Here is a 17,763-nt window from a genome sequence, read left to right as displayed (position 1 = left end):
AGCGCTCACCCCGGGGTTGCTCATGCTGGCGGCGTTCGGGCTCGAGCGGCTCGAATCGGGGTTGGACCGAAAACCAGCCCCTGCGGCGGCCGTCATTCCACGCGTCAAGCCGATGATCATCGACCTCGACAGTGAGCGTTTGCCGACGCGGTACTACGAGCCGCAGGCCATCAATACCGGGTTTCCTGCGTCTCGACCTGTCAATCGTGTGTAGCGTGGGCTAGTCGCGAAACCGCGTACCTCTAGACTGAGCAGGAAGTATCAGTAAGAGGACAACAGACTCAATAGCTTAAGGGGCAACGTGGACGAGATCCTGGCCAGGGCCGGAATCTTCCAGGGCGTCGAACCGACCGCCGTTTCGGCGCTGACGAAGCAGTTGCAGCCCGTCGACTTCCCGCGCGGGCACACGGTCTTCGCCGAAGGCGAGCCCGGCGACCGCCTGTACATCATCATTTCCGGCAAGGTGAAGATCGGCCGCCGTTCGCCCGACGGTCGGGAGAACCTGCTGACCATCATGGGTCCGTCGGACATGTTCGGCGAGCTGTCGATCTTCGACCCGGGGCCCCGTACCTCGAGCGCCACCACCATCACCGAGGTGCGCGCGGTGTCGATGGACCGTGACGCCCTGCGCGCGTGGATCGCCGACCGTCCCGAGATCGCCGAGCAGCTGCTGCGCGTCCTCGCCCGTCGTCTGCGTCGCACCAACAACAACCTGGCCGACCTGATCTTCACCGACGTTCCCGGTCGCGTTGCCAAGCAGCTGCTGCAGCTGGCCCAGCGGTTCGGAACCCAGGAGGGCGGGGCGCTCCGCGTCACGCACGACCTCACGCAGGAAGAGATCGCCCAGCTCGTCGGCGCGTCCCGCGAGACCGTCAACAAGGCACTGGCCGATTTCGCCCACCGCGGCTGGATCCGGCTGGAGGGCAAGAGCGTGCTGATCAGCGACTCCGAGCGGCTCGCAAGGCGCGCCCGCTAAGCGCGCAGGTAGTCCAGCTGGGCCTGCACCGACTTCTCGGCGGCATCCCACAGCTTCTGGTCGACGTCGGTGTAGACGTGCTCGACGACCTGTCGGGCCCCGGCGTCTTCTCCGAGTTCCCTCAGCGCTGCCCGTACCTGGTCCAACCGCTCCTCGCGGTGGGCCAGGTACATCGCGGTCACCGCGTGGAGATCGGCAAGGTCCGGTCCGTGCCCGGGAAGCACCGTGCGGGCACCCAGCCCCTGCAGCCGGTGCAGGGATTCCAGGTAGTCGCGCAGGCTGCCGTCCTCGGTGTCGATGACGGTCGTTCCGCGCCCCAGCACGGTGTCTGCGGTCAACACCGCGTCGTCGAGCACGAACGACAGTGAATCGACGGTGTGCCCCGGAGTGGCCATCACCTTGATCCGCAGGCCGGCGGCATCGATCACCTCGCCGTCGGCCAGCGGGCCGCCCAGACCACGCAGGAAGCCGCTGCCGACCGAGCGCACCACCGCCCCGGTGGCATCCACGAGCTTGTCGATCCCGCCGGTGTGGTCCTCGTGCTTGTGGCTGATCAGCACCAACGCGACGGTCCCCAGTCCGGCGATACGCGCGATGTGCGCCTCGTCGTCGGGACCGGGGTCGACGACGACGATCTCGTCGCTGCCCGGCCCGCGCAGCACCCAGGTGTTGGTGCCCTCCAGCGTCATCAGGCCCGGGTTGTCGCAGAGCAAGACCGAGGCCGATTCGGTGACCGGTCGCAGCAGCCCGTAGGCCGGGTGTTCGGTCACGCTGTCACTCACGCGGTTTCGACGATGATCTCGACTTCGACCGGCGCGTTGCGCGGCAGTTCCGACACGCCGACGGCGGAACGCGCGTGTGCGCCCGCCTCGCCGAAGATCTCACCGAACAATTCCGAGGCGCCGTTGATGACGCCGGGCTGTCCGCTGAATCCGGGGGCGGAGGCGACGAACCCGACCACCTTGACGACCCTGACGACGGAGTCGATGCCCACCAGCGCGTGCACCGCGGCCAGCGCGTTGAGGCCGCAGATCCGGGCCAGCTCCTTGCCCTGCTCGGGGCTGACCTCGGCGCCCACCTTGCCGGTGGCCTGCAGCTCGCCGCCCTGGATCGGCAGCTGACCGGCGGTGTAGACCAGATTGCCGGTGCGCACCGCGGGTACGTAGGCGGCCAGCGGCGCGACCACGTCGGGCAGTTCGATACCGAGTTCGGCCAGCCGTGCCGTCACGGTCATTTCGGCCGCTTCAGGTAGGCGACGTGCTGCTCGCCGGTCGGGCCCGGCAGCACGGAGACCAGCTCCCAGCCGTCCTGTCCCCACTGGTCAAGAATCTGTTTGGTGGCGTGGGTCAACAACGGCACCGTGGCGTACTCCCACCGGGTTGGTTCGCTCATGGGCTGAGCTTATCGGTCGGACACACAGGCTTGGTTAGCATGCACTGGTGGCAACCACTGAGAGCGGCGCCAAACACGTCGGCTGGCCGTCAAGGCTGACCAAGGCCCGGCTGCATTTCGTAACGGGCAAGGGCGGCACCGGCAAGTCGACCGTCGCGGCGGCCCTGGCCCTGGCGCTGGCCGCCGGCGGCCGCAAGGTGCTGCTGGTCGAGGTCGAGGAGCGCCAGGGCATCGCGCAGCTGTTCGACGTGCCGCCGCTGCCGTACGAGGAAGTCAAGGTGGCCACGGCCGACGGCGGCGGTCAGGTCAACGCGCTCGCCATCGACATCGAGGCCGCGTTCCTGGAATACCTCGACATGTTCTACAACCTCGGCCTGGCCGGCCGGGCGATGCGCCGCATCGGGGCCATCGAGTTCGCGACCACCATCGCGCCCGGTCTGCGCGACGTGCTGCTCACCGGCAAGATCAAAGAGATCGTGACACGGACCGCCAAGGACGCCAAGGGCAAGCGCGGTGTCTATGACGCCGTTGTGGTGGATTCTCCTCCCACCGGCCGCATTTCGCGGTTCCTGGACGTCACCAAGGCGGTCTCCGACCTGGCCAAGGGTGGGCCGGTGCACTCCCAGGCCGATGGCGTGGTCAAGCTGCTGCACTCCGAGCAGACCGCCATTCACCTGGTGACGCTGCTGGAAGCACTCCCGATCCAGGAGACGCTGGAGGCGATCGACGAGCTGACCGAGATGGGGCTGCCGATCGGGAGCGTCATCGTCAACCGCAACATCCCGGCGTACCTGCCCGCCGGGGATCTGGCCAAGGCCGCCGAGGGCGACATCGACGCCGACGCCGTCCGCGCCGGCCTGGACAAGGTCGGAATCACCTTGGCGGACGATGATTTCGCCGGCCTGCTCACCGAGTCGATCCAGCACGCCACCCGGATCGCGGCCCGGGCCGAGAGCGCCGAACAGCTCGACGCCATCGACGTTCCCCGCCTCGAGCTGCCCGCGCTGGCCGACGGCGTCGACCTGGGCAGCCTGTATGAACTCGCCGAAGCACTCGAACAGCAGGGGGTCCGATAGTGAGTGCCAAACCGCCCGCCCTTGACATGCACACCATCCTGTCCGACACCGCCAACCGCGTCGTAGTCTGTTGTGGCGCAGGCGGAGTCGGCAAGACCACCACCGCTGCCGCGATGGCGCTGCGGGCGGCTGAATACGGCCGCACCGTCGTGGTGCTCACCATCGACCCGGCCAAGCGGCTGGCCCAGGCGCTGGGCATCAAGGATCTGGGCAACACCCCGCAGCGGGTTCCGCTGGCACCTGAGGTGACCGGCGAGCTGCACGCGATGATGCTGGACATGCGCCGCACCTTCGACGAGATGGTGGTGCAGTACTCGGATCCCGGCCGCGCAGACGCCATTCTGGAGAACCAGTTCTATCAAACCGTCGCCACGTCGCTCGCCGGGACGCAGGAATACATGGCGATGGAGAAGCTCGGCCAGCTCCTGGCCGAGGACAAGTGGGATCTTGTGGTGGTGGACACCCCGCCGTCTCGCAATGCGCTGGACTTCCTCGACGCGCCGAAGCGGTTGGGCAGCTTCATGGACAGCCGGTTGTGGCGCATGCTGCTGGCGCCGGGGCGGGGCATCGGCAAGCTCGTCACCGGCGCGGTCGGCCTGGCCATGAAGGCCCTGTCCACGGTGCTGGGTTCGCAAATGCTTTCGGACGCAGCCGGTTTCGTTCAGGCGCTGGACGCCACGTTCGACGGTTTCCGGCAGAAGGCCGACAAGACCTACGAACTACTCAAGCGGCGCGGCACCCAGTTCGTGGTGGTGTCGGCGGCCGAGCCCGATGCATTGCGTGAGGCGTCGTTCTTCGTCGACCGGCTCTCGAACGAGCACATGCCGCTGGCCGGGCTGATCCTGAACCGCACCCATCCCACGCTGTCCGACCTGCATGCCGAGAAGGCCGAGGAAGCCGCCGACGAATTGGCGGCCGAGGATCCGGATTCGCTGGCCGCGGCGGTGCTGCGCATCCACGCCGACCGGGCCCACACCGCCAAGCGCGAGGTGCGGCTGCTGTCCCGGTTCACCGGCGCCAACCCGCATGTGGCGATCGTCGGCGTGCCGTCGTTGCCGTTCGATGTGTCCGATCTCGACGCGCTGCGCGCGATCGCCGATCAGATCACCGGCGAGGCGGCCGACGCCGCCTGACCGGCGTCCTCCAGATATCGGCGGATCTCGTTGCCCAGCAGTCCCATCGCCTCCAGGCACGGATCGCGATGGTCCTCACCCCAGGCCCAGTTGGCCAGGACGGCGTAGCCGACCCGGCGTCCACTGGCAGGGTGCCCGACGCATCCGATGTCGATGCGCGCGTCGGAGATGGTCCCGGTCTTGTTCCAGAGTTCGAAGCCGGCGTCGGGCTCGGTGTGGGCCAGTGGGTCCAGGCCGAATGCCCGCGCCACCATGGACAGATCGGTGTTGACGCCGAGCCATCGCCGCACCCGTTCGGACGCCGCGACACCGTGGATGTCGCCCGCGTGCAGGCGTCCGACGAACTCGCACAGTTCCGCCGCGCTGCCCGTTGAGAGGGTGAGCGGATCATCCTGGGATCGGTTCAGCCGCACCCGGTCCCGCAACCCGCTGGCGGTGAACCCGAGGTCGCGGGTGGCGCGCTGCACCTCGTCGAGCCCGAGCCGGCGAAGCAGCATGTTGGTCGCCATGTTGTCGCTGACCGCACCGATCAGCAGGCACAGGTCATCGATCCGGTGGCCCTGCTGCCTCAGCAGGTAGAGGATGCCGGAATCCGCCACCTGGTCCTCGGCGGTGGCGGCGACGACTTCACCCGGGTCCAGGGTCACGTCGTCGAACCGGCGCGCCACCTCGGCCAGTAGGAAGACCTTCCCCACGCTGGCCGTCTTGAGCACGCGGTCCGGAGTGTGCTCCCACAAGGTCTGGCCGGTGCTCAGGTCCGTGACGCGGGCCGACCAGGTCGCCGTGTCGGCCAGCCAGGACGAGGCCCGGGAGAAGAAGCCGCTCATGCCAGTTCGGCGACCTCGGCGTCGACGGGCAGGCGCCCGAACCGCTTGCGCAGGACGTAGGCCACCACGACCACGACGAGGCTCACCACGCTGGCCAGCAGCTGGACGCGCTGATCGACGTCGAACAGCATGGCCAGCAGGACCACGACGAAACAGGCGATCACCACGATTGTCAGATACGGGAAGAACCACATCTTCAGCGTCAGCTTGGACGGGTCTTCACGTTCGATGGCCCGGCGTACCCGCAGTTCGGAGACGCCGATCATGATGTACATGAAGATCGCGACCACGCCGCACGAGTTCACCAGGAACAGGAACAGTGAATCGGGGGCGATGTAGGCGAGCACCACCGAGATCCAGCCGATGACCGTGCTGGCCAGTACGGCCCGGGTCGGTACGCCGCGGGAGTTGGTGCGCACCAACCACTCCGGCGCGTCGCCGTGCGACGCGAGGACCCGCAGCATGCGCGAGGACGTGTAGATCGACGAGTTCAGCACCGAGAGCACCGCGGTGAGGATGACGAAGTTCATGATCGCGCCGGCACCGGGAATCTCGAGTTTGTCCAGCGCGGCCACATACGGGCTGGACAGCACGGATGCGTCGTTCCACGGCAGGATGCACACGACCAGGAAGATCGACCCGACGTAGAACAGGATGATCCGCCAGATGACTCCGGTGGTGGCCCTGGCCACCGACTTCGCGGGCTCGGCGCTCTCCGCGGCGGCGATGGTGACGATCTCGGCTCCACCGAACGCGAAGATCACCACCACCACGGCGCCCAGGATCGCCCCGACACCGTTGGGCGCGAACCCGCCGTGGGACACCAGATTGCTCAGTCCGCTGGTATCGCCCGGCCACAGCCCCAGGACCCACAACAGGCCCAGCACGATGAAGGACACGATGGCGGCGACCTTGATGCCGGAGAACCAGAACTCGAATTCGCCGAACCACCGCACCGAGATCAGGTTCGTCACGGTCATCACGGCCATCAGCAGCATGGCCATGAGCCACAGCGGCAATCCGACCCAGACGGACAGGATCTTCGCCCCGGCAACGGCTTCCACCGCGATGATGATCACGTAGTAGTACCAGTACAACCAGCCGAGGGTGAAGCCCGCCCACGGCCCGATCCCCATCCGGGCGTAGTCGGCGAACGCACCGGTCCTCGGCTTTGCGACCACCATCTCGCCCAGCATGCGCAGGGTGCACAGCACCAGCGCGCCGGCCAGAACGTAGGACAGGATCGCGGCGGGGCCTGCGGTCTTGATGACCGCACCGCTACCGACGAACAGCCCGGCACCGATGGCACCGCCGATCGCGATCATCGTCATGTGTCGCGTTTTCAGCGACCGGGCCAGGCCGGAGCGGGGTTCGTCGGTGGAGGACGACTGGGATGTCGATTCGAGCATGTGGGCGGTCGCAATCAGTCGGAGGGTCAGGCGGACGGGAGCAGAGGCAGCGGCACAAGAGACGGTTCGCCGGCCTCGGTGACGATCTGCTCGATCGTCTGGGCCCGACGGGCAAGCGACCAGCGTCGGTCGCCCTCGGCGTCGGTCCCCACGGTGTAGACCGCGGGTCGGGGCAGCGCGTTGTACGAGAAGTGGGTGGAGAAGTAGTAGCCGCCCGTATCCGGAACAGCCACCAGGTCTCCCCCGCGAATGAACGGCAATTCGCGGCCGACGGCCAGCATGTCACCGGTGAAGCAGGCGGGCCCGGCCACATCCTGTACTCGCATGCCGTCGTCGCGTCGCCGCCCCTGCCGGTCGTAGATCTCGACCCGCAACGGCCAGGCCTCGGGCGCGAAGATCGTGCGGGTGGCCACCTGCACACCGGCGTGGGTGATGGCGATCGGCCGGCCGCCGGTGACCTTCGTGTACTCGACCCGGGCGACGATGGTGCCGGCCTTGGCCGTCAGCGCGCGCCCGAACTCGGTCACCAAGGCGTACGTGCCGTCGAACAGCTGCGGCACCGCGGCCTCCAGCGCGGCGCGGTGATCGGCGAAACTTGGTGTGATGTCGTCGGATTCGAAGTTGACCGGCAATCCTCCGCCGATGTCGATCCGCTGAATCTGCCGGAAGCCGACCCGTGCGGTGATCTCGGCGGCGAGCTCTGCCACCAGCCGTACGCCCTCGGCGGCGTGCGCGAGGCTCATCCCCTGCGATCCGCTGTGCACGTGCAGCTGGGTCAACCAGGGCCGGTCCGCGAAGGCGTCGACGATTTCGTCGCGATGGTCGGCCAGCCCGATCCCGAACTTGGAGGTGGTGGTGGCCGTGCTCATGGCGCCGATGGTGCCGGCGCCGGTCTGGGGATTCAGCCTCATGCCGATCACCGACCGATGTCCACCCGCCCGAGCGATCGCCTGATCGACCCGCGCCAGCTCCTGGAAGTTGTCGATGTTGAACGACACCCCCAGCGCGAGCGCCCTCTCTATCTCCGTCTCGGTCTTGGCCGGAGAGTCGAACACGATGCGTTCTGCCGGGAAGCCGGCGGCCAGCGCCAGTTCGAGCTCACCGGGGCTGGCCACCTCGCAACCGAATCCCGCCTGGGCGAAACGCGCCAGCACCGGGCGCAGGGTGATCGCCTTGGCCGCGATGGTGTGCAGTGCCGGCATGCTCGACGGGTAGGCCTCGGTCAGCGACCGCATCAGTTCATCGAGGGTGTCCAGATCGATGACTCCGCACATCGGGTGCAGGTCGCCGATGAATCCCTGCCGAACCACACCGGCCACGATTTCGCCGCGCCGGTGCAGGAGCGTGTCCGGATCCGGCAGTGGTGGCCCGGTACGCAGTGGTGCATCAATCACAGATAAACCCTATGAACACAGCCCCTGGTGGGGAGAGCCATACGGGCTGAGGAATTCCGCGCGGATCTTCGTCGGATTCAGAGGAAGCCCCCGAGAACTCGATGGTGGTATCTCCGAAATGCACTAACCGGATCCGCGATTCTTGTCGATGTCGACGGGCGGGTGGCCGGCGCGGACCTCACCGCGTCGTTCCCACACCAGCAGCCCAAGGGACGCGCGGAGCCGCGCTGCCGCCGAGTGCAGGTCGATACCGGAGACCACGCGGATCCGGTCCAGTCGGTACCGCAGCGAATTGGCGTGGATGCCCAGTTCGCGGGCCGCCCCGCTCAGATTGCCCGGGTGGTCGAGCACGGCCGCGACGGTGTCGATGAATGCGGTGCCGTGGTCGGTGTCGTGCCGGCGCAGGGCAGACAGCGGTTCGGTGATCGTGTCGGCCATCGGATCGAGCAGATCGGCCGCCCGAACCAGGGTCAGCGCGTCCTGTACGTCGGCAGCGGTGAGCACCGGCCCGTGCGGCGGGTACGCGGCACGAAGCGCGGCCGCGTCGAGGACCTGGCGGGCGACGACAGCGGAGTCGCGCAAGGAGGCGATGGCGTCGACGACGGGACCGACCGCGACCGGGCCGGCGTGGGCAGCCGAGACCCGGGTCAGGTGCCTCGACAGGTTGTCAGCCAGATCCGCTTCGGCGGACTCGTCGTCCAGCACCGGGAGCACGACGAGCAGATCGTCCCCGACCCGCGCCGTCCGGGCGCCGGCCCGCAGCGCCTGAACATGGAACATCAGGGAGCGCGACGCGGGCGTATCGGAGCCGAGCGCGACCACTGCATGTCTGCTGTCAGGTTGCAGCCCGAGCAACGCCGCCGGGACTCCGGGGTCCACCCCACGCGAGAGCAGGCCGACCAGAGCCGACTCCTGGAGCCGGCGTTCGTATTGGTCGCGGTGGACTTCTCGCAGCATCATCGCCGCGGCGGTCTGGCGCACCTGCAGCAGCAGCTGCCTCAGTTCTTCGCGATCGGTGTCGTCGTCCAACGCCGCCCAGATCGTGCCGAGCGTTTCGGTGCCCGATTTCATCGCGACCACCATGCGGGCCGGGTCGTCATCCTCGGCATTGCGCACGACCACGTCATCGGATCGCCAGACCGCAGGCAGGAATCCGGTGGACATCAGCCGCTCGACCCGCCACGCGGGTACTGCGCCACCCAGGATCGTCTGGTTTCGGATCGGATCGACACCCGGCCCGACGACGGCGTACGCCAGGACCCGGGAATCCAGATCCTCGATCGTCACCGGAGCGCCGGTCTGGCTACTGATCCAGCGGGCCAGGGCCTGCAAGTTGTCCACCTGCGGGGCCGGGCTGACGATGCGACCCGCACCGAGCAGCCGGACCAGGACCCGAAACAGCTCGCTCCAGCCCACCCATGGCGAACGCCGGAACAGTCTGGTGGAGTGGCTGGGCAACATCGACACGTCGGTCGTCGCGTCGGGTGGAAGCACAACGGCCGCAGCGGTTCCCACCTCGTCGAGCAACGACCCGAGCGCGAAGCGGTCCTCGATGCGACTGCTGACGAACACGATGGTGCCGCTGTAGTCCGCCGGCGTGCCGGGCTCATGCAGGGCGACGTCGCTCAACAACGGATCGTCGCCGGTTTCCGCCGCGGGCAGCGGTATCAGCATGCCGGCGGCACCAGAAACCATCGCCGACAACGGAAGAACGCTGGCAGGCTCACTCACTGCTGCTGATTACCATGTGCCACAACCGAATACACTACCGTCGGCTGCATTTTGGCGCGCGCGGGCAGAGTGAGCCCGCGTAAACACGGAGGCTAGACCGCGCTGCGGTGGTGCTTGCGCTGGGCGGCGAAGAACTCGGACCAGGAGATGACTTCGGGATGCTGCTTGAGCAGGGCACGGCGCTGACGTTCGGTCATCCCGCCCCAGACTCCGAACTCCACGCGGTTGTCGAGTGCATCGGCACCGCATTCGAGAATCACCGGGCAGTGCCTGCAGATCACCGCGGCTTTGCGTTGTGCGGCACCGCGGACGAACAATTCGTCCGGATCGGCCTGGCGGCACCTCGCCTGCGAAACCCAGGCGATCCGGGCTTCGCCCTCGCCTCGGTGGACCAGGTTGGCGGCTGGGGCGGAAGCGTTCATCTTGTCTGCGACAGTTCGTGTACCTGACACCAGCGATCCCTTCGTTCCAGCCATCTCCCCAGATGGCAGGCTTCGAACCTTCCGGTGTAGAACGCCGTTGCGATCTACGCCACATTGCGCCAGCCTGTGTTACCTGGATCGCACTGTGTGTCCAAGCTAGGTGGTCAGAGGGTATTAACGCAACAGTTTGCGAGCCACTTTTTTGGGACGGCCGTGCCGTCTGACTGAGTTATTGACGCATTCTGGTATTTCTGCAGGCAAGGGCGATATGCCGGTGGGCCCCGCTCGCCGGAAACCCACCTCGGCGAGATAGCTACTCTGTACCCATGCCGGAGCCGCCGACACGACCGCCCGCGCAGCCACCCCAAGCGGTCACCATCATCAAACTCGCATGGTGCTGCCTGCTGGCCAGCGTTTTGGTGGCCACTTTCATGTTCCCTGTCGTGGGTGGATTCGGCCTGATGTCCAACCGGGCCTCCGACGTGGTGGCCAACGGCTCGGCCGCCCTGGTGGACGGCGAAGTTCCGCAGGTCTCGACGATGGTCGACGCCAAGGGCAACACCATCGCGTGGCTGTATTCACAACGCCGCTTCGAGGTGCCCAGCGATCAGATCGCCAACACCATGAAGCTCGCCCTCGTCTCGATCGAGGACAAACGGTTCGCCGAGCACAACGGTGTGGACTGGCAGGGCACCCTCACCGGCCTGACCGGGTACATGCGCGGCGACTCGGACACCCGCGGCGGTTCGACCATCGAACAGCAGTACGTGAAGAACTACCAGCTGCTCGTCGTCGCCCAGACCGATGCCGAGCGCCGTGCCGCGATCGAGACCACACCGGCCCGCAAACTGCGTGAGATCCGGATGGCCCTGACGCTGGACAAGACCTTCACCAAGCCCGAGATCCTGACGCGCTACCTCAACCTGGTCTCGTTCGGCAACGGCGCGTTCGGCGTTCAGGACGCCGCGCAGACCTACTTCGGCGTCAACGCCTCCGAGCTGAACTGGCAGCAGGCCGCCCTGCTCGCCGGCATGGTGCAGTCCACCAGTGCGCTCAATCCCTACACCAATCCCGACGGCGCCCTGGCCCGGCGGAACCTGGTGCTGGACACCATGATCGACAACATCCCTCAGGAAGCCGAGGCGCTGCGGGCCGCCAAGCAGCAGCCGCTGGGCATCCTGCCGCAGCCCAACGAGCTGCCCCGCGGCTGCATCGCAGCCGGAGACCGGGCGTTCTTCTGCGATTACGCGCTGGAGTATCTGGCCCGCGCCGGCCTGTCCAAGGAACAGGTCGCCAAGGGCGGTTATCTGATCAAGACCACGCTGGATCCGGATGTGCAGGGCTCGGTGAAGTCGGCGATCGACAGCATCGCCCGGCCGGATGCCCCCGGCGTCGCCAGCGTCATGAGCGTGATCAAGCCGGGTAAGGAATCTCATCCGGTCCTGGCGATGGGCAGCAATCGCACCTACGGCCTGAACACCGACGCAGGCGAGACCATGCAGCCACAGCCGTTCTCGCTCGTCGGCGACGGCGCCGGGTCGATCTTCAAGATCTTCACCACGGCCGCGGCCATGGACATGGGGATGGGCATCAACACCCAGCTTCCGGTGCCCGGCTTCTTCCAGGCCAAGGGTCTGGGCAGCAGCGACACCCCGGGATGCCCCAAGGAAACCTGGTGCGTGAAGAACGCCGGCGGTTACCGGGGCTCGATGAGCGTCACCGATGCCCTGGCCACCTCGCCCAATACCGCCTTCGCCAAGCTCATCTCGCAGATCGGCGTGCAGCGGTCGGTCGACATGGCGGTCAAGCTGGGGCTGCGGTCCTACGCGTTGCCCGGCACCGCCCGCGACTACGACCCGGAGAGCAACGAGAGCCTCGCCGACTTCGTCAAGCGCCAGAACATCGGCTCGTTCACGCTGGGCCCCATCGAGGTCAACGCGCTCGAGCTGTCGAACGTGGCGGCCACGCTGGCCTCGGGCGGGACCTGGTGCCCGCCCAACCCGATCGGCCAGGTCCTCGACCGGCACGGCAATGAGGTGTCGGTGACCACCGAGACGTGCGAGCAAGCGGTGCCCGAGGGGCTGGCCAACACCCTGGCCAACGCGATGAGCAAGGACGACCAGGCCGGCGGTACCGCGTCGGGGTCGGCCGGTTCGGTGGGCTGGGATCTGCCGATGTCGGGCAAGACCGGCACCACCGAGGCGCACCGCTCGTCGGGCTTCCTTGGCTTCACCAACCAGTACGCGGCCGCCAACTACATCTACGACGATTCCACCACCCCCGGAGAGCTGTGCTCGTTCCCGCTGCGCCAGTGCGGGGACGGCGACCTGTTCGGCGGCAACGAGCCGGCCCGCACCTGGTTCACCGCGCTGAAGCCGATCGCCAACAACTTCGGGCCGGTCGCCCTGCCGCCGACCGATCCGCGCTATGTCGACGGCGGCCCCGGTTCCGTGGTGCCCACCGTGAACGGGCTGGACGAGACCGCCGCGCGCCAGCGGCTCAAGGAGTCCGGATTCCAGGTGGCCGACGGCGCCGCCTCGGTCAACAGCAGCTCGCGCTACGGCACCGTGGTCGGCACTTCGCCCGCCGGGCAGACGATTCCGGGCTCGATCATCACGATCCAGATCAGCAACGGGATCCCGCCGGCACCGCCGCCGCCCCCGGTGGCGTTCCCGTTCCCGGGTGGCCCGCCGCCGGAGATCGGCCAGACAGTGGTCGAGATCCCGGGGCTGCCTCCGATCACCGTGCCGGTGCTCGGGCCTCCACCACCCCCGTGACGGCCGGATCGCAGTAGGCTTGCCTGCATGTCAGTGAAGAAGGCAGCTGCCGTCACCGCCGGTTCGTTGGTTGCCGGGATCGGCTACGCGTCCCTCATCGAGCGCAATGCGTTCGTGCTGCGGGAAGCGACCATGCCGGTACTGGCCCCGGGCTCGTCGCCCCTGCGCGTGCTGCATCTCTCCGATCTCCACATGCGTCCCAATCAGCGCCGCAAGCAGGCCTGGCTGCGCGATCTGGCACGCCTCGAGCCCGACCTGGTGGTCAACACCGGCGACAATCTGGCCCACCCGAAGGCCGTGCCTGCTGTCGTGCAGTCATTGAGTGACCTGCTTTCGGCACCCGGCCTGTTCGTGTTCGGCAGCAACGACTATTTCGCGCCGCGCCTGAAGAACCCCCTGAACTACGTCACCAACCCGCAGCACCGCACGCACGGTGAGCCGCTGCCGTGGCAGGACCTGCGCGCGGCCTTCACCGAGCGCGGCTGGCTCGACATGACCCACATCCGCCGCGACATCGAGGTGGCCGGGCTGCACATCTCGGTGGCCGGGGTCGACGATCCGCACCTCAAGCGCGACCGTTACGACACCATCGCCGGCCGGGCCAACGGAGCGGCCAACCTGACGCTGGGCCTCACCCACTCCCCCGAGCCGCGGGTCCTGGACCGCTTCGCGGCCGACGGCTATCAGCTGGTGCTGGCCGGACATACCCACGGCGGGCAGCTGTGCCTGCCGTTCTACGGGGCCATCGTCACCAACTGCGAGCTGGACCGGTCCCGGGCCAAGGGCGCCTCGAAGTGGGGATCGCACATGCAGCTGCATGTGTCTGCGGGGATCGGCACGTCGCCGTTCGCGCCCGTGCGGTTCTGCTGCCGCCCGGAGGCCACCCTGCTGACGCTGGTCGCGGCGCCGACCGGAGGCGGGCACGTCGGGATCAGGGCCGGGCAATCCAGCCCGACCGTCTCGGCCCGGTGAGCGAACCTGGCTGTACCGCGTCGCGCCCCCGGCCCCGCCGGTGGGTCGACAATGCGGTGCGGCTGATCGAGGCCGATTCCAAGCGCAGCGCCGACACCCATCTGCTGCGCTATCCGCTGCCCGCAGGGTGGCGTGAGGAAGTGGATGTCGCGCTGTACCTCAAGGACGAGTCCACCCACATCACCGGCAGCCTCAAGCACCGGCTGGCTCGTTCCCTGTTCCTGTACGGGTTGTGTAACGGCTGGATCGGTGAGGGCACCACGATCATCGAGGCATCCTCGGGGTCGACGGCGGTGTCCGAGGCCTACTTCGCGGCACTGCTCGGTCTGCCCTTCATCGCGGTGGTGCCCGCCTCGACCAGCGGCTCGAAGATCGCACTGATCGAAGCCCAGGGTGGCCGTTGCCATTTCGTCGCCGAGTCGTCCCAGGTGTATGCCGAGGCGCACAAGTTGGCCGAGGAGACCGGCGGCCACTACCTGGACCAGTTCACCAACGCCGAGCGGGCCACCGACTGGCGCGGCAACAACAACATCGCCGAGTCGATCTATGAGCAGATGCGACTGGAACCGCATCCGGTCCCGGAGTGGATCGTGGTGGGGGCGGGCACCGGCGGCACCAGCGCGACGATCGGCCGCTACATCCGCTACCGCAGGCATGCCACGCAGTTGTGTGTCGTCGACCCGGAGAATTCGGCGTTCTTTCCCGGCTACGCGCAGGGCCGCGACGACGTCGTCACGGGAGCGTCCTCACGTATCGAGGGCATCGGCAGGCCGCGGGTGGAGCCGTCGTTTCTGCCCGGGGTGGTCGATCGCATGATCGCCGTGCCCGACAACGGGTCGGTGGCCGCGGCATACCACGCGAGCCGGGTGCTGGGACGCCGGGTCGGGCCGTCGACGGGAACCAATCTGTGGGGCGCGTTCCAGCTGCTGGCCGAGATGGTCGCGCACGGCCGCAGCGGGTCGGTGGTGACCCTGCTGGCCGACAGCGGTGACCGCTACGCGGACACCTACTTCGATGCGGACTGGCTCAGCGCCCAGGGGCTGGACACCTCGGAGTCCTCAGAGGTGCTCTCGGAGTTCGAGCGTTCGGGCAGCTGGTCCTGATCGGTCTCGGCCGTCAGGAACAGCCACAACGCTGCCAGGGCGAAGAACCCCAGGTAGATGAAGGCTCCCAGGACGGTCATGAGTACTCCAGTCGATTCCGGTGATGTCATTGTGTAGAACACCACCGACACGTCCTTTGCTTCCCGTTCCCGGGGAGTGACGTACGCCGCGGGGACCGTTTGGCTTTCGAGGTACCCGGTGCGATAGGCTGTCGAAGCTTCACGCGGGGTGTGGCGCAGCTTGGTAGCGCGCTTCGTTCGGGACGAAGAGGTCGTGGGTTCGAATCCCGCCACCCCGACAGTGACAAAGTGCCTGCCCGCCGGTAATTCCCGGCGGGCAGGCACTTCTCGTCAGATACTCGCGTTTGGCGATCAGGAGTTTCCGGTCAGTTTGTCCTTGACCGAATCGACCCCTTCCTTGATTTTGTCCCCGGCTTCGGAGATCTTCTGCTTGACCGAGGCGGAGCCCTGATCAGCTTGACCTTCGGCCTTCAGGTCGTCGTCGCCAGTGGCCGCACCGAAGCCTTCCTTGGCACGGCCCTTGAGGTCTTCGGCCTTGTTCTTCGCATCGTCAGCGATTCCCATATCTCAGGCATCCCCTTGTCCACATTGATCCAGCGGTTCGCTGGGTACTGTGCTGTACCCCGATACCGGGGTCGGCCAAACCGACGGCTCGAATGTGGTCAGAACCACCGGGCGTGCATCTGATCCAGAAATGCCTTGGTGATCGGATCGCCCGACCGGTCGGCGATGACGCTGTCGATTCCGCATCGGGGACGCAGGGCGGTCTGGGCCGAATCGGCAAGCAGCGCGCTGTTGCGGCTGCTGTGCCGGTGAGCATCGTCGACGTCACTCATGTGGATGGCCCTTCTTACCGTGGCCCTTTCCATTCCCGTGACCGTTGCCGTTGCCGATGCCAGGGCCCTGGTCCCACTCGTCCTCGGGCACCGTCGGCGTGAACGTCGGAATATCCGTCGCGGCCGGAACGGTCGGCTCGACTGACGTGGTCACCGGCGTGACCGGCGCGCGTTGTGGCGGCGGGTCGGAGATCAACAGAACGGCCGCGAGGATGACGCCGGCCAGTAGACCTGCCGTCAGGAGGGCCATCTGGATGCGGGAACGCCGGGCTGGAGGAGGCGGCGGCGGGGCGGGCAGCATCAGGGTCGCGGGCCGAGCCGGCGCCTTCTGCAGGGCGGCCCGCATCTCGGCGGCATTGGCGAAGCGGTAGGCAGGATCCCGCGACATCGCGCGCTCCAGCACGTGGATCAGAGCCGGATCGACATCCGGACGCAGCATCCCGATCGGCATCAGCGGCTGCTCGAGCACCGCGCGCATGGTGGCCACCGGATTGTCGCGTTCGAACGGAAGCTGCCTGGTCAATGCCTCGTAACCCAGGACGCCCAGGGCATACAGATCGTCCGACGGCGACGCCGGCCGGCCGGTAATCCTTTGTGGGCTCAGATAATTCGCGGTCCCGAACACCATCCCGACGCGGGTGTGGGCGGCCCCGTTGGTCTTTGCGATTCCGAAGTCGGCGAGCTTGGCCGTGCCGGATGCGGTGATCAAGACGTTGCCGGGCTTTATGTCGCGGTGCAGGATGCCCGCCTCGTGCGCGGCGGTCAGCGCACCGAGCAGGTCGGACAGCACCCAGCGCACGCGGTCGGCCGACAGCGGGCCGGCCTCGATCTCGTCGGCCAGGGTGGGCCCGGGCAGTCGTTCCATGACGATGTACGGCGTCCCGTTGTCTTCACCGCTGTCGTGGACGGCGACGATGTTGGGGTGGTTCAGCGCGGCAGCGGCCCGCGCCTCGTTCTCGAAACGCCTGCGGGTCACCTCGTCGGCGGCCAGGGCCGGATAGAGGAGTTTGATCGCCACCGGACGCGACAGCCTGGTGTCCCAGCCATCGTGCACCTCGGCCATGCCGCCGCGGCCGAGCACGCCGCGTAGCTGGTAGCGGCCGGCGAGCGCCGCCGTCATAGGTCCCCTCTCCGGTATGCGCTTGTATCCGAGTATCCCGCAGTGCCGCTGTGCGGCATGCTGGCACCATGCCCCGGTTCACGCTGGAATCCGCCGACGCCGATTTCTTCGACACGGCACCGCACATCTTCACCTATGAGAAGCGTTTCGCCGCACCGCCCGAAAAGGTGTGGGAGTCGCTGGTATCCGACGAGTCCCTGGCCGCGTGGGGTCCGTCGATCACCGCAGTGAACTGGTTGACGCCGAGGCCCTTCGGTGTCGGCACCTCCCGCGAGGTGACACTGGCGCCCGGCGTGGTGCGGGTACACGAGACGTTCTTCCGCTGGGAGGAAGGCCGCCGGTACTCGTTCACGGTCGATCACGCCAGCATTCCGTCGCTGCGCCGGTTCGCAGAGGACTACCTCGTCGAACCCGTCGGCGACGGCCAGACACAGTTCACCTGGATCGTGGCGATCGAGCCGAAACCGTTGTTCGCGATTCCGTTCAAGGGGCTGGCGCCGGTGCTCAAGGCCGCGTTCGGACGGCTGGCCTCCGACGGTCAGCGCTATTTCGCCAACCAGGTGTGAGCGCCGTCC

Annotated in this window: 19 protein-coding genes and 1 tRNA gene; 9 read left to right on the top strand and 11 right to left on the bottom strand. The window is 67.4% G+C overall.

Annotated elements, in window-relative coordinates; translation table 11 throughout:
* The first annotated feature begins 22 nt into the window (after positions 1-22).
* Both ACNQVK_RS07570 and crp read left to right on the top strand, forming a co-directional pair.
* Entirely contained in the window at positions 23-214 is a 192-nt protein-coding gene (locus ACNQVK_RS07570; protein ID WP_418029031.1) for a hypothetical protein, read from the top strand.
* A gap of 87 nt (positions 215-301) precedes the next feature.
* Positions 302-976, top strand: coding sequence for a cAMP-activated global transcriptional regulator CRP (gene crp, locus ACNQVK_RS07565; protein WP_003883807.1), 675 nt, complete (start codon positions 302-304; stop codon positions 974-976).
* On the opposite strand, the gene ACNQVK_RS07560 is transcribed toward crp, so the two are convergent.
* The 3 genes from ACNQVK_RS07560 to ACNQVK_RS07550 are packed head-to-tail and all read right to left on the bottom strand — an operon-like array spanning position 973 to position 2,368.
* Positions 973-1,758, bottom strand: a complete 786-nt coding sequence (locus ACNQVK_RS07560; protein ID WP_418029030.1) for an MBL fold metallo-hydrolase — start codon at positions 1,756-1,758, stop codon at positions 973-975. The two genes, crp and ACNQVK_RS07560, sit on opposite strands and share 4 nt — an antisense overlap.
* On the bottom strand, positions 1,755-2,210 hold the full coding sequence (locus tag ACNQVK_RS07555; protein WP_418029029.1) for a RidA family protein: 456 nt from the start codon (positions 2,208-2,210) through the stop codon (positions 1,755-1,757). Before ACNQVK_RS07555 ends, ACNQVK_RS07560 begins: the two co-directional genes overlap by 4 nt.
* Positions 2,207-2,368, bottom strand: coding sequence for a DUF4177 domain-containing protein (locus ACNQVK_RS07550; protein ID WP_075908995.1), 162 nt, complete (start codon positions 2,366-2,368; stop codon positions 2,207-2,209). The genes ACNQVK_RS07555 and ACNQVK_RS07550 overlap by 4 nt, the downstream gene beginning before the upstream one ends.
* Positions 2,369-2,412: 44 nt before the next feature.
* Here ACNQVK_RS07550 and ACNQVK_RS07545 point away from each other — a divergent pair, with 44 nt between their 5' ends.
* Entirely contained in the window at positions 2,413-3,444 is a 1,032-nt protein-coding gene (locus tag ACNQVK_RS07545) for an ArsA family ATPase (protein ID WP_418034022.1), read from the top strand.
* Positions 3,445-3,470: 26 nt separating this feature from the next.
* Positions 3,471-4,577: an ArsA family ATPase gene (locus ACNQVK_RS07540; protein WP_418034020.1), complete on the top strand. Its 1,107-nt coding sequence runs from the start codon at positions 3,471-3,473 to the stop codon at positions 4,575-4,577.
* Here ACNQVK_RS07540 and ACNQVK_RS07535 read toward each other — a convergent pair.
* The 5 genes from ACNQVK_RS07535 to ACNQVK_RS07515 all read right to left on the bottom strand — a co-directional run bounded on the left by ACNQVK_RS07535 (position 4,544) and on the right by ACNQVK_RS07515 (position 10,360).
* Positions 4,544-5,404 (bottom strand): serine hydrolase, encoded by an 861-nt coding sequence (locus ACNQVK_RS07535; protein ID WP_418029028.1) that lies wholly within the window; start codon positions 5,402-5,404, stop codon positions 4,544-4,546. The genes ACNQVK_RS07540 and ACNQVK_RS07535 overlap by 34 nt on opposite strands.
* Positions 5,401-6,813: an amino acid permease gene (locus ACNQVK_RS07530; RefSeq protein ID WP_418029027.1), complete on the bottom strand. Its 1,413-nt coding sequence runs from the start codon at positions 6,811-6,813 to the stop codon at positions 5,401-5,403. The genes ACNQVK_RS07535 and ACNQVK_RS07530 overlap by 4 nt, the downstream gene beginning before the upstream one ends.
* A 26-nt stretch (positions 6,814-6,839) precedes the next feature.
* Positions 6,840-8,207 carry a diaminopimelate decarboxylase gene (locus ACNQVK_RS07525; RefSeq protein WP_418029026.1) on the bottom strand — a complete coding sequence of 456 codons (1,368 nt, stop codon included), beginning with the start codon at positions 8,205-8,207 and terminating at the stop codon, positions 6,840-6,842.
* A 123-nt stretch (positions 8,208-8,330) separates the two neighbouring features.
* On the bottom strand, positions 8,331-9,938 hold the full coding sequence (locus tag ACNQVK_RS07520; RefSeq protein WP_418029025.1) for a PucR family transcriptional regulator: 1,608 nt from the start codon (positions 9,936-9,938) through the stop codon (positions 8,331-8,333).
* 92 nt (positions 9,939-10,030) lie between these two features.
* Complete coding sequence (locus tag ACNQVK_RS07515; protein WP_090430830.1) at positions 10,031-10,360, bottom strand: WhiB family transcriptional regulator; 330 nt, start codon at positions 10,358-10,360, stop codon at positions 10,031-10,033.
* Between the two features lie 326 nt (positions 10,361-10,686).
* Here ACNQVK_RS07515 and ponA2 point away from each other — a divergent pair, with 326 nt between their 5' ends.
* The 4 genes from ponA2 to ACNQVK_RS07495 all read left to right on the top strand — a co-directional run bounded on the left by ponA2 (position 10,687) and on the right by ACNQVK_RS07495 (position 15,510).
* On the top strand, positions 10,687-13,137 hold the full coding sequence (gene ponA2, locus ACNQVK_RS07510; protein WP_164480960.1) for a transglycosylase/D,D-transpeptidase PonA2: 2,451 nt from the start codon (positions 10,687-10,689) through the stop codon (positions 13,135-13,137).
* A gap of 27 nt (positions 13,138-13,164) precedes the next feature.
* Complete coding sequence (locus ACNQVK_RS07505) at positions 13,165-14,109, top strand: metallophosphoesterase (protein ID WP_044521072.1); 945 nt, start codon at positions 13,165-13,167, stop codon at positions 14,107-14,109.
* The gene (locus ACNQVK_RS07500; RefSeq protein WP_418029024.1) at positions 14,106-15,212 is read left to right on the top strand and encodes a PLP-dependent cysteine synthase family protein; all 1,107 of its coding nucleotides are present in this window, start codon (positions 14,106-14,108) and stop codon (positions 15,210-15,212) included. Before ACNQVK_RS07505 ends, ACNQVK_RS07500 begins: the two co-directional genes overlap by 4 nt.
* A gap of 224 nt (positions 15,213-15,436) precedes the next feature.
* Positions 15,437-15,510: transfer RNA gene (locus tag ACNQVK_RS07495), tRNA-Pro, on the top strand.
* A gap of 73 nt (positions 15,511-15,583) precedes the next feature.
* Here the strand turns inward: ACNQVK_RS07495 and ACNQVK_RS07490 are convergent.
* From ACNQVK_RS07490 to ACNQVK_RS07480, 3 genes are all read right to left on the bottom strand, one after another.
* Positions 15,584-15,796: a CsbD family protein gene (locus ACNQVK_RS07490; RefSeq protein ID WP_409548140.1), complete on the bottom strand. Its 213-nt coding sequence runs from the start codon at positions 15,794-15,796 to the stop codon at positions 15,584-15,586.
* A gap of 98 nt (positions 15,797-15,894) precedes the next feature.
* On the bottom strand, positions 15,895-16,068 hold the full coding sequence (locus tag ACNQVK_RS07485; RefSeq protein ID WP_418029023.1) for a hypothetical protein: 174 nt from the start codon (positions 16,066-16,068) through the stop codon (positions 15,895-15,897).
* The gene (locus ACNQVK_RS07480) at positions 16,061-17,188 is read right to left on the bottom strand and encodes a serine/threonine-protein kinase (RefSeq protein ID WP_418029022.1); all 1,128 of its coding nucleotides are present in this window, start codon (positions 17,186-17,188) and stop codon (positions 16,061-16,063) included. The genes ACNQVK_RS07485 and ACNQVK_RS07480 overlap by 8 nt, the downstream gene beginning before the upstream one ends.
* 68 nt (positions 17,189-17,256) lie before the next feature.
* On the opposite strand from ACNQVK_RS07480, the gene ACNQVK_RS07475 reads away from it, so the two are divergent.
* Positions 17,257-17,754, top strand: a complete 498-nt coding sequence (locus tag ACNQVK_RS07475; protein ID WP_418029021.1) for an SRPBCC family protein — start codon at positions 17,257-17,259, stop codon at positions 17,752-17,754.
* The last annotated feature ends 9 nt before the right edge of the window (positions 17,755-17,763 follow it).

This window comes from Mycobacterium sp. 134 (assembly GCF_048282715.1).
GTDB classification, from domain to species: domain Bacteria; phylum Actinomycetota; class Actinomycetes; order Mycobacteriales; family Mycobacteriaceae; genus Mycobacterium; species Mycobacterium septicum.
This window is presented reverse-complemented; position numbering and strand designations above follow the sequence as displayed.

What these genes read in the sequence shown, in the direction of transcription:
- ACNQVK_RS07530 (WP_418029027.1), bottom strand. Translation starts at nt 6,813, where the DNA reads ATGCTCGAATCGACATCCCAGTCGTCCTCCACCGACGAACCCCGCTCC.
- ACNQVK_RS07490 (WP_409548140.1), bottom strand. Translation starts at nt 15,796, where the DNA reads ATGGGAATCGCTGACGATGCGAAGAACAAGGCCGAAGACCTCAAGGGC.
- ACNQVK_RS07515 (WP_090430830.1), bottom strand. Translation starts at nt 10,360, where the DNA reads ATGAACGCTTCCGCCCCAGCCGCCAACCTGGTCCACCGAGGCGAGGGC.
- ACNQVK_RS07550 (WP_075908995.1), bottom strand. Translation starts at nt 2,368, where the DNA reads ATGAGCGAACCAACCCGGTGGGAGTACGCCACGGTGCCGTTGTTGACC.
- ACNQVK_RS07555 (WP_418029029.1), bottom strand. Translation starts at nt 2,210, where the DNA reads ATGACCGTGACGGCACGGCTGGCCGAACTCGGTATCGAACTGCCCGAC.
- ponA2 (WP_164480960.1), top strand. Translation starts at nt 10,687, where the DNA reads ATGCCGGAGCCGCCGACACGACCGCCCGCGCAGCCACCCCAAGCGGTC.
- ACNQVK_RS07480 (WP_418029022.1), bottom strand. Translation starts at nt 17,188, where the DNA reads ATGACGGCGGCGCTCGCCGGCCGCTACCAGCTACGCGGCGTGCTCGGC.
- ACNQVK_RS07505 (WP_044521072.1), top strand. Translation starts at nt 13,165, where the DNA reads ATGTCAGTGAAGAAGGCAGCTGCCGTCACCGCCGGTTCGTTGGTTGCC.
- ACNQVK_RS07475 (WP_418029021.1), top strand. Translation starts at nt 17,257, where the DNA reads ATGCCCCGGTTCACGCTGGAATCCGCCGACGCCGATTTCTTCGACACG.
- ACNQVK_RS07535 (WP_418029028.1), bottom strand. Translation starts at nt 5,404, where the DNA reads ATGAGCGGCTTCTTCTCCCGGGCCTCGTCCTGGCTGGCCGACACGGCG.
- ACNQVK_RS07540 (WP_418034020.1), top strand. Translation starts at nt 3,471, where the DNA reads ATGCACACCATCCTGTCCGACACCGCCAACCGCGTCGTAGTCTGTTGT.
- ACNQVK_RS07485 (WP_418029023.1), bottom strand. Translation starts at nt 16,068, where the DNA reads ATGAGTGACGTCGACGATGCTCACCGGCACAGCAGCCGCAACAGCGCG.
- ACNQVK_RS07570 (WP_418029031.1), top strand. Translation starts at nt 23, where the DNA reads ATGCTGGCGGCGTTCGGGCTCGAGCGGCTCGAATCGGGGTTGGACCGA.